This is a genomic window from Tellurirhabdus rosea (assembly GCF_026278345.1).
In the GTDB taxonomy this organism is placed as follows: Bacteria; Bacteroidota; Bacteroidia; order Cytophagales; family Spirosomataceae; genus Tellurirhabdus; species Tellurirhabdus rosea.
In genome coordinates this window covers 4030821-4046009 of record NZ_CP111085.1, presented here as the reverse complement: position 1 = coordinate 4046009, position 15189 = coordinate 4030821, and the positions used below count along the sequence as shown (strand labels likewise).

Here is a 15189-nt window from a genome sequence, read left to right as displayed (position 1 = left end):
ACCCTGGTTGGTTCTCAAGCTGTTGAGCTTTAAAAATCACCCGGAATAAATTTCGGGGATACAGGTTCCGGGGTTACAGGTTGCCTGTTGCCCGGCGCACCGCCAGTTGTCCGGACAGCACGTTGTAGACGGCCTGGAGGTAATTGTTCTCCGCCTGTTGCAGGGTGTACTCGCTGTTGCGGAAGTCGGCCAGCAGCAGCGTTCCGGCATCGAAACGGACGCGGTCGATAGCCAGGATGGCGCGGGCCTGGGCGATGTTGCGCTCCGTTTCGGCCAGATTGTCGCGGGCCTGGGCCAGAGTGTTCTGCGCCGTTTTTAGTTCATAGTCGAAATCGTTTTGCAGTCGCTGGCGATTCTGCTGGCTGATCTGCGCCTGAAGCCCGTTCTGACGCTCGTTCAGCCGGGCCTGCCGACCGTCGAAAAGCGGCACATTCAACCGCACGCCCAGATAATTGTACGGAAACCACGTCCCGGAAGCAAACGGGTTGAACGTGTCGTGCAGTTGTTGCAAAAAATACGCTCCGTAGGCCGACACCACCGGCGAAAGCTGCGCCCGTTGCCGCCGACCGTTGAGCAGGGCCGTTTGCCGGGTAAGGTCTTCCTGCTTCAGTTCCAGCCGGGCGGCGGTATTCGCGTCTACCGGCGTGGGCTGGCCGAACAACTGCCGCAGCGAGTCGGCGGGCACCACCGTCTGACCGTCGGGCAGGTTCAGGCGGTAGCGGAGCGTTTCCAGACTAAGCGTGTAGTCCCGCTGGTCGTTGCGTCGGCTCAGGTCGGCGTTTCGCAAATCCAACTCAAACCGGCTCAGGTCCGTTTGCAGCAGCGTTCCGGCGCCGTAGCGGGTGCGTGCCTGTTCGAGGTAGCCTTCCGCCCGCTGCCGGGCCGCTTCCGAAAGCCGCAGTTTCTCCCGGTTGAAAACCGCTCCGTAGTACGCCTCCGTCACCTGCGACCGGATGTCCTGCCGCTGCCGTTCGAGAATGACTTCCTGCGTTTGTACGGCCGTCTGGTTCAGTTGCCGGTCGATACGCGACTGCGCGTCGTAGATTTTCTGTTCGGCCTGGGCGTTCAGCAGGTTGTTGATGGGCGTGCCGAAACGCAGCACCACGTCCTGCCCGTTGGCGAACGGCGCATTCGGAATGATGTTCCGCTGAATCTGCGTGTTCCAGCGGATGTCCGCCCCGGCATTAACCTGTGGTAGCCAGGCCGCCCGGCGAATCGCTTCCTGATTGCCCGCCAGCTGAACCTGCGTCTGCTGGACTTTCACCTCAATCCGGTTTTGTTCGGCGAGGCGGAGGGCGTCGGCGAGGGAAAGCCGGTTGAGCGATTGAGCGATTGAGAGGTTGAGAGAGGCCGCCAGCAGACTTGTTAAGCCCATCAACACCAAAATTTTATCGATTCTGTACATCATACCACCTTTGGATTCGTGTTAAACTCATTTCGCGCGTTTTCCAATCGCCGCCACGCAGACCGCTCAATCCCAATTCACTCAATTGACATCAGCCCCGGAATACCGTTGCGGGTTCCAGCGAATTGATGCGGCGGATGGCAAACAGACTGCCGCCCAGCGCGATAAAGAGGGTCACGAAAAAGAGGGCGAATTCGAACCAGAGCGGAAAAAAGAACAGCGTGCCGGATTGGGCGATGCCCTGCCGGAACCCTTCCACCATGCCCCGCCCGACGGCGTAACCCACCAGCGCAAACAGCAGCGCCTGCGACAGAATGAGCTTGCTCACGTACCCGTTTGTGGCTCCGATGGCCTTCAGGGTGCCGTAATCCTTGATGCGGTCGATGGCGGCGGAATAAAGCGTCAGGCCGATAATCACCAGTCCGGAAATAATGGCAAACCCGATCAGGCTTCCGAAAGAGGCCGCAATGCCGTTGGTCGCCAGCACCGTGTTGACCGTCGTTTCGGCCAGCACGGCGGCTTCCCACGCCCGCACGCCGTTGATGCTGCGGTTGATGGCCCGGATGACGCTGTCCGGCACGATGCCCGCTTTTTGTTTGACGAGGTAAAACGACACCCGGTCGCTGCGGAAATTGGTCAGGTAGCGCGCCCGTTCGATCGTTGTGAACGCCAGCAGGCCGCCTCCGAAACTGCGGGTTCCGCGGGTCAGTCCGGCGTTGTACACCTTTTTGCCGTTGATTTCAAAATAGTCGCCGGGCTGCAGACCGCCGAGGGCTTTGGAATCGTAGAAGTCGGTGATGACCGCGCCCTCCGGCAGCATGTCGCCGGGTTTGGCCGTATAAAGCCGCCACGGACCGCCGACAAAATCCGGGGCCTGCGAGCCCACGACCGAAAAACCGCCGGTCGTGCCGTTGGCAAACTTGGCCCCGCCGGCTCCGATCACCACGGGGTACACCCGCTCCACGCCGGGCAGCGAGGCGATTTCCTGCCCGATGCGTACGTCCAGCGGCGACACCTGGTTGGCGTTGGTCGTGGTTTCGTCGGTCACCCAGATGTAGCCGCTGTTGTTGGCGACAATGCTTTTCATGGCATCGGTCAGGAAGATGAAAATCCCCGCCTGCTGCCCGACCAGAAACACCGAAATCACGATGCCCGCCAGCGCGCCGATGGATTTCGGCCGGTCGTATCTGATGAAGTTGAAAGCGGTTCGTAGCATGACGTTTTTTTAATGAATAATGAAAGGCTGGTCTTTAAGCTGTCGGCAATGCTTTCGTTGCAGTCTGCCGCTCTCATTCATTATTCATTATTCATTTCTGTCTGAATTCATTTTTGTATCTATCAAACATTCCACTCTCGCTCCCAGCAGGACTTTTTCCGGGTTGTCGAGGCGGACGCGTACTTCGCGGACGCGGCGGTCTTCAAGGTTGGCGGCGTTGTCGGCGAAAAGGGATTTTTTGCGGAGATAGGGCGAGGCCAGAACGACCGTCCCGGTGCTCAGCGTCTCGTCGCTGCCCTGCGGCCGGATAACGGCCTTCTGCCCCACTTTTACCCGCAGCGCAAACAGCTCGTCGATTTCGGTTACGGCCACAATCGGTCCGGCGGGGGCAAAATCGCCGATGGACTGGTTTCCGGACAGGTACTGCCCCACCTTCGCATCCAGCGACAGCAGCGTTCCGTCGGCCGGGGCGCGCACCACTTTCTTGCTTTCCGAGGTGTTGAAATAATTGATGTCGGCCCGCAGCTCGCCGATGCGCGCCTGGGCCTGCTTTACCTGCGCGTCGGCCGCCCGGACCTGCTGTTCCAGGTTGGTGATCTGGTAACGGGAATCGTCCAGTTCCTTCTGCGTCAGAGCATTGCCGCGAAACAGCGTTTCGTTGCGCTGGTGGTCAGCGCGGGCCTTATCGAGCTGAACGCGCAGGGTCTGGACGTTTTGCCGGGCCGTTTCAACGGCATCCTCCTGGGTCCTGATTTTGCTGGTGGCCTGTTTGAGCTGGGCGGCTTCGAGGGCCTTGTCCATCGTCAGAATCACCTGACCTTTGGTGAGCTTTTCGCCGATGTTCACCCGTACCTCCCGAACCAGTCCGCCGGTTTCGGCCGACAGGGCGGCAATGCGGTTCTGCGGCTCGATAACGGCGATGCCGAGCACCTGATCGACGCGGGCGGGCGTCCGGACGGTGCGCGTCGAGTCCGGCTGGTCCTGTTTTTCAGCCTCCCCGCCGCAGCCCGTCAGCAACAGAGTGGCGAGCGCCCCGATACATAGCTTTTTCATGCGTGAATTGATTGAGTCATCGTGCTGGTAATCATTGTCAGGTTTGGGCTTTGGCTAATCGTGAAAGCCGCTCACTTCCCGCACCGCCCCGTTGTCCACCTCCACAATGCGGTGGGCGTACTCTTTCAGGCGCGGGTCGTGGGTGACCACGGCTACCGATTTCCCGCCGTCGGCCAGTTGCCGGAGTTCGTGCATGACCACCCCGAGCGAATCTTTGTCGAGCGAAGCCGTCGGTTCGTCGCAGAGCACTAGTTTCGGATTGGTGACCAGCGCCCGGGCGATGGCAATGCGCTGCTGCTGTCCGCCCGACAGTTCGCGGGGCAGGTTGCGACGCCGGTCGGTCATGCCCACCGTCGCCAGGGCCCGTTCGGTGCGCTGGCGGGCATCGGCGGCCGGAACGCCCTGAAGCTGAAGCGGCATCAGCACATTCTGTTCGGCCGTCAGCGGGGCCAGCAGGTTGAAATTCTGGAATACAAAGCCGATGGTATTCAGCCGGAGCCGCGCCAGTTCGCTTTCTTTCAGCCGGTTGACATGCTGCCCATCGACCCACAAGTCCCCGTAACTCGGATAGATGACGCAGCCCAGCAGCGACAGAAGCGTCGTTTTGCCCGAACCGGACGGCCCGATGATGAGCAGCAGTTCCCCTTCGTGCAGCTGGAGCGTGGTGGGTTGCAGGGCGACAATGGTCTGATCGCCCATTTTGTATTCCTTCCCGGCCCCTTTCAGTTCAGCCACCATAATTTTGTATGATTTCGTTACAAATAAACTATGTATCCATAACTTGTGTCAAGTTTTTCACAATATTTATTTTATTTTCGTAACTTTTGTGGTTAAATTTAAGGCATAAAGTATAGTTTCGTAGTAATATGGACAGTGGAAAAGATAAACTTCTGCACCTTATACAGGAATGGGCCGCCTTCGACCGGGAACAACCGGAGGGCGACCTGACCGCTTTTTGCACCTATTATTTAACCAACCGGACGGGTAATTCGCCGGAGCCGGGCGGTAATCCGGTCAATGCCAAGTGGGTGGAGCTGGTGACCGAACCGAAGGAGCTGACTGCTACCGTCACGGATGCCATTGTGATGAAGCCCGAATCGCGCATCAGTGCGCTGCTCGGCCGGTTGATCCGGTACATGTCTTTCTATTCCAAAAAGGCCATGCAGCCGCTGGAACTGTCCAATATCGATGATGCGGTGTACCTGATCGTGCTGGCTCAGATGGGGACGCCCAAGAAAAGCGAGCTGATTCATGAAATGCTGTCGGAATTCCCGTCGGGCATCGACATCATCAAACGACTTATGGCCAAAGGGCTGGCCGAGGAGTTTCCCGACGAGCACGACCGGCGCTCCAAACGGGTCCGGATTACCGAAAAAGGGATCGAAACCTTACAAACCTGCCTACCCGAGATGGACAAAGTGGCGCAAATCGGGTTTCATATTCTGACCGAAGCCGAAAAGCAGATGCTCATCAGCGTCTTTACCCGCCTGGACCGCTACCATGCCGACTATTACAAAAGCGGACGGAACCAGGATTTTCGGGAACTTTACGGTCAAATTATTTCCTGATGCTGAACGACCGCCGCCTTTACCTGATTTACGCCATCATCCTGTTCGACGTTATTGTCGGGTCGGCGATTGCTCCCATTATGCCGGAATTCGTGAAAGGTCTTCCCCGGCCGCAGCTCTGGCTGTCGCTGGGTACGGCCGTATTTCTGGGCGTTCAGTTGTTTTCGGCTCCCCTGCTGGGCAAATTGTCGGATAGTTACGGGCGGCGACCCATCTTCCGGCTGTCGGCCCTCGGAACGTTTCTGGCCGACATGCTGCTCCTGCCGGTCCGGGCCTGGGGCTTTTTCGGCAACCGCCTGACCGACGGCCTGACCAACGGCATGTACGCCACCGTCCGCTCGGCCATCACGGATATTTCGCCCAAAGAGCATCTGTTTCGGAACATGGGCATCGAGGGCACCATCGTCTCGTTCGGCTTCGTGCTGGGGCCGATGGTCGCGGGCATTGTCCTGACGGTTTTCGATGTGGCGGGCCCCAACCAGGCGACGGTCATCGTGCGGATGGCCGTTCTGCTGTCGGCCGTAAACATCCTGCTGACTTTCCTGCTGGGAGAAACGCATCACAACCGGACCCCGGCCGACCCGGCCCAGCTACGGGCGGAAGTCCGGCAATCGCTGAACGTGGCCGCCCTCTGGCAGCGGCTCGTGGCCAAAGACCGCACCCGGCCGGGCATCCTGATTCTGATCCTGATGCAGAACGTCCTGATGATGAGTCAGGGCTATTACAACTACTTTGTGACCTTTGCCAGCCTCGGCGAACTACGGATGGATGCCCGGGCCATCGCCTACTTTTTCATGTATTTCGGGCTGCTGAGCGTTTTTATCAACTTCATCTTCTACGCTTACCTCGCCGACCGCATCAACCAGCGGCGTTGGGTGATCGTCTTCGCCATCGTCGGTGTGTTCGTTCATCTGGCGTATGCCAACGTAGGCGGTTCGCTGGTCTGGCTTTATATCGTCATCACAATTGACTGTCTGACAATTTCGCTCATCTGGGGCCTGCTCGAAGGGCTGCTGGCTCACCAGACCACCGACGAAGACCGGGGCGAAATCTTCGGCATTAACCAGGCGCTCAACGGCTTTGCCAGCCTCGTCACGACGCTCGTTTTTGGCGGGCTGTCGCTGATCGATCTGCGGCTGCCGTTCTACTGGTTCGCGGCCTGCATCGGGGTTGTCGGCTGGCTGGCGTGGCGGCGGTACCAGAAACAGCCCGTGGCCGAACCCGACTCAGCCGTTCTTTAGCATCCGGTCGGCCAGCCCCGGCAGCCACCGGTGCAGATGCCGAAAAATGGCGGCCTTACCCGGATAAATTTCGTTCCTGTTTTTTCGCAGTCCATCCATCAAAGCCTCGGCAACGGCCTCGGGACTGAGCTTGCCCCGTCCGCGGCCCGCCGTCATGGGCGTGTCCACCAGCGGAAGCATCAGTTCCACCACCCGCACCGACGAGCCTTCCAGCTGGTAGCGCAGGGCTTTGGTGAAAAGGCGCAGGCCCGCCTTGGTGGCGCAGTACACCGGCGCCGAACGTTTCGGCGACAGCGCCAGTCCAGAGGTGACGTTGACAATCAGCGCCTCGTTTTTGGTTTTCAGCGACGGGATCAACGCTTCGCAGAGCTGGATGGCGGCGGTCAGGTTCGTGCCGATTTCGCCCGGAATGCGCTGCGGGTCAGCCGGTGTCTCGCCCAGAACGTAGTTGTATTGCACGCCCGCGTTGTTGATGAGCCAGTTGGCATCGGCATGATGGCGCCGGAGTTCGTCCGCCAAAGCCGCGACTTCACTCGCCAGCGCCAGATTACCGCGCAAAAACGTAACGTCCGGATACTGCCGCCGCAGCGCTTCGATTCGTTCCGGGTTGCGCCCGATGGCGACAAGCCGGTTTCCCTCGGCCCGAAGCCGTTCGAGGAGCGCCAGCCCGACGCCCGAGGTAGCTCCGGTCAAAATGATTTTATTGCCTGTCAGTTTCACCGTCTAAATAAATTATTGTCGTTCAGGCAGCAAAAGAAGGCGTTGCTCTTTCGACGGGCATTTACATAGGTAAAGAAATTCGGTTACTGCGCAGTGTTTTCCGGCCGGAGCCGCCCCGCCCGGATGCGGCTCAACTGCGTAGGCGTAATGCCGAGGTGCGAGGCAATGTGATATTGCGGAATGCGCTGCTCCAGGTCCGGGTTTTCGGCGCGAAATTTTTCGTAGCGCGCGGCGGCATCCAGCAGGACCAGATCAATTTCCCGCTGTTCTTTCAGCACAAACAGCCATTCGGCCTGCCGCCGGGCAAACCGTTCCAGAGCCGGGTGGCGGTCGTAGAGCGCTTCCAGGTGCCGGTAGTCGGCAACCAGCAGTGTACAGGCGGTCAGGGCCTGAACGGAAAGATGGCTGGGCCGGGACTGGAGGAAAGAATAATAAACGGCCAGCAGGTCGTCCTCGGCAAAAAAGGTCTTGTTGTATTCGGTTCCGTCGCCGGTCGTGATGAACGCCCGCAGCACGCCCTCCTGCACAAACGCAACGGCATAGGTCAGTTCGCCGGCCCGCACGAAGTATTCGCCTTTCGGCAAACGGACCGGGTGAAAACAGGCCTGCAGGTCGTGCCGGGCCGCTTCCGGCAGGGGCGAAACCTGTTCGATCAACTTTAGCAGTCTTTCCATACACTAAGTCAGGGCGGAAGAACCGTAATTAGCGCATTCTTTCACAGAATCCTAAACCACTTTTCGAAACAGGATGCGCCGGGGCTCGTTATCTACTACGAAAGCGAAATGGCAGTGGCCCCGCCTTTCGGGTAAAATAAATCAAGGATTAGCTGTCATGCAGGACATCGAGCCGTTTTACAACTGGGAAAAATATTACGTCGCGGCCGACGACCCCCAATCGCCGTTTTTCGGCCGTACGTACAACATGAATCAGTACGAAAATGACATTTACGGCTATTACATTCATCCCCTCTGGGACGAGATTGGTTCGGAAACGCTGTACATCAAGATTCTGTTTGCCGACTACGAGCGCCGTTTTGTCGTCATCGAACTCTTCGGCGAATGGAACGATACGCTGCACAACGACATCATGTACCTCAAACGGCACGTGATCGACCATCTGGTAGACAAGAATATCAATAAATTTATCCTGGTAGGTGAGAACATTCTGAATTTCCACGGCTCGGACGACAGCTACTACGAAGAATGGTTTGAAGACGTGGAAGACGGCTGGATTGCGGCCATCATGACCCGCGATTTTGTCGAACGGGAATGGAAAAAATACCGTCTGGACTACTACATGAATTTCGGCGGCACCCTGGACGACCTCGACAACTGGCGGACGCTCAAGCCCGTCGCTCTCTTCGAACTGGTCAACGGGTTGATCGTCCGGCGGCTGGGCTGAAGGGGTCCGACAAACCTTTGGAACAGTTATGAGTTATGAGTTAAGAGTTATGAATTATGAGTAATGAGCCAGCCGTTGCGGTGAACCGCTCTTAACTCCTAACTCTTAACTCCTAACTCATAACTGTTTTTACAAAACGTATGGAAGGCAACGTATTTCATGATAGCCGACAGGCGGGTTTGATGAATCCCGAACACGCCGACGATAAATTCAGCAGCGATCAGGCCGAAACCCACATGGTAAAACTCGTGGACGGTAAACTGGTCCCGACAGCCAACACCGAAAGCATTGGTCCGGATTCCCTGATGGACCAGTTCGCCAACGATGAAGAAATGGCCGTCAATGGTCCGATGGGCCGCACCTACGACACCTTCGAACGCGACCCGGCGATGGGCCCGCCGACGATGGACATGACGGATTACGGCAATCCAAATCCGGATGTACCGACGGGCGAGATGATTCCGACGCCGCCGGACCCGAGCCAGCCGATTCCCGGTGCCCCGGACGCGCCGACGCCCCCGGCTCCCGTGCCGCCGCAGCCCGAAATCACGCCGCTGCCCGGCACCAACCAACCGGGCCAGCCGGAAATTACGGACCCGACGCAACCCGGCCGCTCGCATGAAGTAAACAATGGATAATCGGTGGAAGGTTGAACGTTTAAGGTTGAACGCTGCCGCTGCTCCGCCTCATTCGATAAGTCAGCAATGAGGCCGTGTCACGCAGCGACGAACCGCGTTAAACGTTAAACTTTGAACGTTCAACCCCCAACCTTACACGCTAAAAACACATTCTCATGGCACCCGAAAACACTTCCCCCGAGGAAAGCAAGCAACCCCAGGCGTCGATCTATTCGGGTCTGCAGCCGGGGCCGCCCTCCGATCCGGGTGCGGACGAAAACATGGTGGAAGACGGCATCGTAGGCCCCTCGGCCCGCCCGTACGACACCGACGCGGTTGACTCGGATTACCAGCCCGGCGAACGGCCTCAGGAAGCCGCCCAGATGGAAAACCAGCCGCGCGAAACGATGGACGAAAGTTCGATCAAGAAAGGCCCGATGCAGGAACACAGCACCGCCGAAGCCCCGTCGGACATGAAATCGACGGACCAGCTGGATCTGAAATACAACGATCCGGAAGCCGCGCGGGGAGATGTGATCTGAATGATTGAATGATTGAATGATTAATCAGGCTTAGCCCTACACGGACTTTGCGGAGCTTATTCAATCATTCAACCGTTCAACCTATCAACCATTCAACCCATCGGTCTACCTATCATTCAATTTTTTCATAGCTTAGCGGCAGATCTAAACCGTTGCGCAATATGAGAAAATTGACCTTTTCCCTTCTTTTAGCCGTCACGTTTGCCTTTACCGGTCCGGGTAAAAAGCCCGGCAAGTGGGTAAGCCTCTTCGACGGCAAAGCGATTTCGGGCTGGCACAGCTACCAGAAAGACAAAGTGATCGGCTGGATGATTGAAGACGGCACCCTGACCTCCGACGGCTCCGGCGGCGATCTGGTGACGGACAAGGATTACGAAAATTTTGAGCTGGAATTCGACTTCAAAATTCCGCCCAAGAGCAACAGCGGTGTCCTGTACAAAATCATCGAGTCGCCGAACTACGAACGAACCTACCATTCCGGACCTGAATATCAGATCATTGACGACAAAGGATTTGAGTGGCGCGATGCAAGCGGCAAGCTCATGAAGCTGAACAACAACCAGCTTTCCGGGGCCAACTACGACATGCATGACCCTCTGGATATGAACGCCTCCAAAGCGCCCGGCGAGTGGAACCGGGGCCGGATTGTGGTCAACAACAACCACGTGGAGCACTACCTCAACGGCATCAAAGTGGTGGAGTACCACTACGGCAGCGACGACTGGAAGGCCCGGGTCGCCAAAAGCAAATTTGCCAGCCTCGCGTACGCTACGCCACACGCCAGGGGAAAGATTGCATTGCAGAGTCACAACCCTAAAGAAAAGGTCTGGTACCGCAACATTCGGCTCCGCGAACTCTAGCCAACCCAATCCCGATCGCCCCTGATCGGGATTTTTTATACCCTTCCTTTAGTTGTTGCTATTTTTTTTTGGAGAATTAGGCAAACTACCTATATTGCGTGTACAAGTAACACAGTTTAAGACACTTTCTCCATGAAAAAATTGTACACCCTGGCGCTCCTTCTGGGACAATCGCTGCTGATTGCCGCCTTTTCGGGAGTTGGAACGAGTGCCCAAGCCCAATGTGTGGGCGTCAACGTAGCGGATCAACCCGTTGAATTTCAGCTCACTTTCGACAAAGCGACGAATCGGATGACGGCCTGGTACATTCCCTCGACCAGTTCTACCCACCGGCTGGTTACCGCCCAGTTCAGCATTGTCGCTCCCAAGGGCTACACCGCCCCCGAACCCGGCGCGGGCCGCGATTCAAAACTGCAGATTACCAACATCAACGGGGTCTGGACGGATTTCGTCTTTGACAACGACCTCTTCCTTTCCCACGGCAAATCCCCGCTCGCTTCTCTGGAAGGTCTGGCCGTACACCAGGTCGGCATGGCCCCGCAGGCGGTAGAAGTAGGTTCCGTCAGCGCGGGCGTTCCGGTTCCGCTGTTTTCGTTTCCGGCAACCGACAAGCCTGGCGAAGTCCGGATTGTGGCCACCAACGAGCAGATTCAGAAGGAAATTCTGACGCGTTACGGGAGCAACATTAACAACGAGATGTCCATCCAGTCTCCGGTCAAAGCGTACGTTCAGGCCCGGCAGCGCTACTGCAAGAACAGCCTTCAGAGCGTGGTCAAGTTTGTCGCGCCGCAACTGGTCGACGCGCTGAACCAGCAAAAACAGGCCGTAGCCGCCAGCAACGGCCAGCTCATCGGCCTCGACAATGCCCTGTCGGCCAACGAGAGTCTGGCCGTCCGGCCGAATCCGGCCAGTGGCCCCATTGAGGTTACCTACCGCATTCTGACGCCCGGACGCGCCGGCGTGGCGCTCGTCGATCTGCAGGGCCAGCACAAACAAACGCTGGTCGAGAACAAGCATCACGAAATCGGCATCTACAAAACCAAAGTAACGCTGGACCAGGGGCATGTGGCCGGTATGTACATGATCGTCCTGCAGGGCGAGAACGTTCGGAAGAGCACCAAGCTGGCCATCCAGAAGTAAGTCTATTGACGATTTTCCAAACGGAAAAGCGCCGGAGAAGCACTGCATTCTTCCGGCGCTTTTCCGTTTTAGTTGCCCCTTTATTTAGTACATTTACCAAAATGTATCCTTTTCGCAATGCTTAAACGACTACTTCATCCCCTTCTTTTAATGGGGCTGTCCCTCTCCCCGGTTATGGCCCAGACGCTGCCTCCCGGCGTGTTCAAGCAGGTAAAAGCCCGAAGTATCGGTCCTGCCGTCATGTCGGGGCGGATCACGGCCATCGACGCGGTGGTCAGCAACCCGGACATTATTTACGTCGGAGCCGCCTCGGGTGGTGTCTGGAAATCCGAGAACGGCGGCGTCTCCTTCCGGCCCGTCTTCGATGACCAGCCGAACATCAACATCGGCTCCATCGCCGTCCAGCAGAGCAACCCGAGCGTGGTCTGGGCCGGAACCGGCGAAGGCAATCCGCGGAACTCGATCAACATCGGCCACGGCATCTATAAATCCATCGACGGCGGCCGGACCTGGAAGAAAATGGGCCTGGACAAGACCATGAACATCCACCGCATCCTGATCGACCCCACCAACCCGAACGTGGTGTATGCCGGGGTGATCGGGTATCCGTTTGCCGGCCATCCGGAACGCGGCGTTTTCAAGACAACCGACGGCGGTCTCACCTGGGAAAAGGTCCTGTTCACTAACGAACGGTCTGGGGTTGCCGACATGTTTATGGACCCTTCCAACCCGCAGAAACTCGTCGTAGCCATGTGGGAACACCGGCGTACTTCGCACGACTTCACCTCGGGCGGACCGGGTTCGGGCCTCTACATCACCTACGACGGCGGCAAAACGTGGTCGAAGAAAGGCAAGGCGGAAGGCCTGCCAGAAGGCGATTTTGGTCGGCTCGGCCTCGCCGTGTCCCGCAGCATGCCCAACCGGATCTACGCGCTGGTCGAAGCTAAGAAAAACGGACTTTACCGCTCGGATGACGGGGGCGAAAAATGGGAAAAAGTGACGGAAGAGCCGTCCATCGTGACCAACCGTCCGTTTTATTTCAACGAAATATTTGTCGATCCGAAAAACGAAAACCGGCTGTACATGATCTACCAGCCCATTGCCGTCTCGGAAGACGCCGGGAAGTCGTTCAAAGTCATCGCGACGCTGGAACAGGTCCACGCCGACCACCACGCGTTCTGGATTCACCCGGAAAACCCGAACTTCATCATCGACGGCAACGACGGCGGGGTGACCATCAGCCGCGACCGGGGCAGAACCTGGGCGTTCCCGGACGGCATTTCCATCGGGCAGTTCTACCACATCAACGTCGATAACGACGTTCCGTACAACATCTACGGCGGCTTGCAGGACAATGGTTCGTGGACCGGCCCGGCCTACACTTTCTCCGACGGCGGCATCCGCAATTACTACTGGAACGTGGTGCTGTACGGCGACGGCTTCGACGTGATTCCCGACCCGGAGGACAGCCGGTACGGGTACGCCATGTCGCAAGGCGGAAGTCTGGCCCGCTACGACAAGCAGACCGGCCGTTCTACGTTTATCAAACCCACGGCACCGGACGCCAAAACCCGTCTGCGCTTCAACTGGAACTCCGGCATTGCCCTCGACCCCTTCAACAAGAAAAGCATTTACTACGGCAGTCAGCACCTGCACCGGTCGGGCGACAAGGGAATGACCTGGGAAACGCTTTCGCCGGACCTCACCCGGAACGACCCGAACCAGCAGAAGCAGGACCAGAGCGGCGGCCTGACGCTCGACATCACGTCCGCTGAAAACCACAACACCATTCTGACGATTGCCCCGAGCCCGCTCGAACGGGGCGTGATCTGGGTCGGCACCGACGACGGCAACGTGCAACTGACCCGCGACGGTGGCAAAACCTGGAACAACCTCCGCGACCGCCTGCCGGGCCTGCCCAAAGAAGCCTGGATTCCGCAGATTACCGCCTCCCGCCACCGGGCCGGGGAAGCATTTGTGGTGGCCAATAACTACCGCAATACCCTCGACATGGCTCCGTACATCTACCGCACGACGGACTTCGGCCAGACCTGGACGCGGCTGGTGGACGACAAGGACGTGAACGGCTATGCGCTCTGCTTTCTGCAGGACCCAACCGAACCGCGCCTGATGTTTGCCGGAACCGAGCACGGCCTATGGGTGAGCGTTGACGAAGGCAAAACGTGGTCGCAGTGGAAAGAAGGCGTGCCGTCGGTATCGGTCATGGACCTCGCCATTCAGGAACGCGAAGCGGATCTGGTGATCGGGACGTTCGGCCGCGCGCTGTTTGTCCTCGACAACATCCGGCCGCTCCGTAAGCTGGCCAAAGAGGGAGTGACGACGCTCGACAAACCGCTGCTGGCCTTCGAACCGGCCCCAGCCTATCTGGTCAACTACCGCATGGCGCCGGGTTACGTCAACGACACGGACAATATGTACCAGGCCACCAATCGCCCGCAGGGAGCAAACCTGACGTATTACATCCGGCCCAAAACGCCGATCAAGCCGACGCCGACCGTGACGACCACCACCGAACGGAAGCCCCGCCGCGCCACCACCCAGAACAAGGAAACCGGGGCCACGCTCCCGACGACTCTTCCGGCCAGCGCCACGGCAACGGCAACCGCCAAAGCGGATTCGGCCAAAAAACCGGCCGCCAAAACGGATACCCTATACGTTCGGATTTTTGACGAGAGCAACCGGCTCGTGCGCACGCTGCAACAGGTGCCCGATTCGGCCCTCGGCATGCAGCGCCTGACCTGGAACCTCAGCGAACGGGGCGTCCGTCAGCCGGGCAGTGCCAAACCCAAACCGAACGCCGCTGAGCCTGGAGGCGGAAGTGTGCTGCCGGGGCGTTACAAACTCGTGTTTGCCTACGCCGGGGCCAGAGATTCCACTTTCCTGACGGTCAATCCGGACCCGCGCGTGCCGTTCAACCGCGAAAATGTGCTGGCCCGCCGCACCCTGGCCGAACGGCTGAACACCGTCGCCCGGCAGCTGACCGAGGCCACCGACCGCCTGCAGGAAGCCCAGGAGGCCACCGACCTGATGACGGCTCAGTTGAAAGACCGTCCGGGTAAGGAGTTTGAAGCCCTGCAAAAAGCCACGAAGTCGGTTCAGGATTCCATCAAAGTGGTCCGCGAGTCGATTCTGGGCAAAAGGGCCGAAAAACAGGGCTACGGCACGCCGTACATGCTGACGCCCACCGGCAAACTGCAGGAAGCCCGTACGTACGTGCTGGGTCGCCTTGCCGAGACGCCGACGCGCACGGAAAACGAACTCATCGAGCAGGCTGAAACCCTGACCCGCGACACGCTGACGAAGGTGAACAAATTCTTCAAATCAGACTGGGCGGAGTACCGGCGTAAGGTCGAGTCAACGCCGATGGCGGTCGTGAAGGAACTTGCGGAGGTGCGGTAATGCCCG

The 15189-nt window shown here is 58.3% G+C and carries 14 protein-coding genes; 8 read left to right on the top strand and 6 right to left on the bottom strand.

All coding sequences use genetic code 11. The features are described 5' to 3' along the window. Positions 1–73: 73 nt before the first annotated feature. The 4 genes from ORG26_RS17160 to ORG26_RS17145 all read right to left on the bottom strand — a co-directional run bounded on the left by ORG26_RS17160 (position 74) and on the right by ORG26_RS17145 (position 4412). Positions 74–1375 (bottom strand): TolC family protein, encoded by a 1302-nt coding sequence (locus ORG26_RS17160; RefSeq protein WP_266363916.1) that lies wholly within the window; start codon positions 1373–1375, stop codon positions 74–76. 121 nt (positions 1376–1496) lie between these two features. Then, positions 1497–2621 (bottom strand): ABC transporter permease, encoded by a 1125-nt coding sequence (locus tag ORG26_RS17155; protein ID WP_266363914.1) that lies wholly within the window; start codon positions 2619–2621, stop codon positions 1497–1499. A gap of 87 nt (positions 2622–2708) precedes the next feature. Further along, positions 2709–3674, bottom strand: coding sequence for an efflux RND transporter periplasmic adaptor subunit (locus ORG26_RS17150; protein ID WP_266363912.1), 966 nt, complete (start codon positions 3672–3674; stop codon positions 2709–2711). Between the two features lie 54 nt (positions 3675–3728). Next, complete coding sequence (locus tag ORG26_RS17145; protein ID WP_266363910.1) at positions 3729–4412, bottom strand: ABC transporter ATP-binding protein; 684 nt, start codon at positions 4410–4412, stop codon at positions 3729–3731. A gap of 128 nt (positions 4413–4540) precedes the next feature. Here ORG26_RS17145 and ORG26_RS17140 point away from each other — a divergent pair, with 128 nt between their 5' ends. Together ORG26_RS17140 and ORG26_RS17135 are read left to right on the top strand one after the other, a co-directional pair. Beyond that, entirely contained in the window at positions 4541–5242 is a 702-nt protein-coding gene (locus ORG26_RS17140) for a MarR family winged helix-turn-helix transcriptional regulator (protein ID WP_266363908.1), read from the top strand. After that, entirely contained in the window at positions 5242–6483 is a 1242-nt protein-coding gene (locus ORG26_RS17135) for an MFS transporter (protein ID WP_266363906.1), read from the top strand. Before ORG26_RS17140 ends, ORG26_RS17135 begins: the two co-directional genes overlap by 1 nt. Here ORG26_RS17135 and ORG26_RS17130 read toward each other — a convergent pair. Further along, positions 6469–7203 (bottom strand): SDR family oxidoreductase, encoded by a 735-nt coding sequence (locus ORG26_RS17130; RefSeq protein ID WP_266363904.1) that lies wholly within the window; start codon positions 7201–7203, stop codon positions 6469–6471. The genes ORG26_RS17135 and ORG26_RS17130 overlap by 15 nt on opposite strands. An 83-nt stretch (positions 7204–7286) precedes the next feature. After that, positions 7287–7877: a Crp/Fnr family transcriptional regulator gene (locus ORG26_RS17125; RefSeq protein WP_266363902.1), complete on the bottom strand. Its 591-nt coding sequence runs from the start codon at positions 7875–7877 to the stop codon at positions 7287–7289. A 157-nt stretch (positions 7878–8034) separates the two neighbouring features. Here ORG26_RS17125 and ORG26_RS17120 point away from each other — a divergent pair, with 157 nt between their 5' ends. The 6 genes from ORG26_RS17120 to ORG26_RS17095 all read left to right on the top strand — a co-directional run bounded on the left by ORG26_RS17120 (position 8035) and on the right by ORG26_RS17095 (position 15183). Then, positions 8035–8604, top strand: a complete 570-nt coding sequence (locus tag ORG26_RS17120) for a hypothetical protein (protein ID WP_266363900.1) — start codon at positions 8035–8037, stop codon at positions 8602–8604. Between the two features lie 140 nt (positions 8605–8744). Further along, positions 8745–9242 carry a hypothetical protein gene (locus ORG26_RS17115; RefSeq protein WP_266363899.1) on the top strand — a complete coding sequence of 166 codons (498 nt, stop codon included), beginning with the start codon at positions 8745–8747 and terminating at the stop codon, positions 9240–9242. 155 nt (positions 9243–9397) lie between these two features. After that, the gene (locus tag ORG26_RS17110; protein WP_266363897.1) at positions 9398–9763 is read left to right on the top strand and encodes a hypothetical protein; all 366 of its coding nucleotides are present in this window, start codon (positions 9398–9400) and stop codon (positions 9761–9763) included. Between the two features lie 161 nt (positions 9764–9924). Continuing rightward, complete coding sequence (locus ORG26_RS17105) at positions 9925–10623, top strand: 3-keto-disaccharide hydrolase (RefSeq protein WP_266363895.1); 699 nt, start codon at positions 9925–9927, stop codon at positions 10621–10623. A 132-nt stretch (positions 10624–10755) separates the two neighbouring features. Continuing rightward, on the top strand, positions 10756–11763 hold the full coding sequence (locus ORG26_RS17100) for a T9SS type A sorting domain-containing protein (RefSeq protein WP_266363894.1): 1008 nt from the start codon (positions 10756–10758) through the stop codon (positions 11761–11763). A gap of 150 nt (positions 11764–11913) precedes the next feature. Continuing rightward, the gene (locus tag ORG26_RS17095; RefSeq protein WP_266363892.1) at positions 11914–15183 is read left to right on the top strand and encodes a VPS10 domain-containing protein; all 3270 of its coding nucleotides are present in this window, start codon (positions 11914–11916) and stop codon (positions 15181–15183) included. The last annotated feature ends 6 nt before the right edge of the window (positions 15184–15189 follow it).

Excerpts from the sequence above, each read along its gene's own strand:
- ORG26_RS17160 (WP_266363916.1), bottom strand. The coding sequence starts at position 1,375 with ATGGGCTTAACAAGTCTGCTGGCGGCCTCTCTCAACCTCTCAATCGCT.
- ORG26_RS17155 (WP_266363914.1), bottom strand. The coding sequence starts at position 2,621 with ATGCTACGAACCGCTTTCAACTTCATCAGATACGACCGGCCGAAATCC.
- ORG26_RS17150 (WP_266363912.1), bottom strand. The coding sequence starts at position 3,674 with ATGAAAAAGCTATGTATCGGGGCGCTCGCCACTCTGTTGCTGACGGGC.
- ORG26_RS17145 (WP_266363910.1), bottom strand. The coding sequence starts at position 4,412 with ATGGTGGCTGAACTGAAAGGGGCCGGGAAGGAATACAAAATGGGCGAT.
- ORG26_RS17140 (WP_266363908.1), top strand. The coding sequence starts at position 4,541 with ATGGACAGTGGAAAAGATAAACTTCTGCACCTTATACAGGAATGGGCC.
- ORG26_RS17135 (WP_266363906.1), top strand. The coding sequence starts at position 5,242 with ATGCTGAACGACCGCCGCCTTTACCTGATTTACGCCATCATCCTGTTC.
- ORG26_RS17125 (WP_266363902.1), bottom strand. The coding sequence starts at position 7,877 with ATGGAAAGACTGCTAAAGTTGATCGAACAGGTTTCGCCCCTGCCGGAA.
- ORG26_RS17120 (WP_266363900.1), top strand. The coding sequence starts at position 8,035 with ATGCAGGACATCGAGCCGTTTTACAACTGGGAAAAATATTACGTCGCG.
- ORG26_RS17115 (WP_266363899.1), top strand. The coding sequence starts at position 8,745 with ATGGAAGGCAACGTATTTCATGATAGCCGACAGGCGGGTTTGATGAAT.
- ORG26_RS17110 (WP_266363897.1), top strand. The coding sequence starts at position 9,398 with ATGGCACCCGAAAACACTTCCCCCGAGGAAAGCAAGCAACCCCAGGCG.
- ORG26_RS17105 (WP_266363895.1), top strand. The coding sequence starts at position 9,925 with ATGAGAAAATTGACCTTTTCCCTTCTTTTAGCCGTCACGTTTGCCTTT.
- ORG26_RS17100 (WP_266363894.1), top strand. The coding sequence starts at position 10,756 with ATGAAAAAATTGTACACCCTGGCGCTCCTTCTGGGACAATCGCTGCTG.
- ORG26_RS17095 (WP_266363892.1), top strand. The coding sequence starts at position 11,914 with ATGGGGCTGTCCCTCTCCCCGGTTATGGCCCAGACGCTGCCTCCCGGC.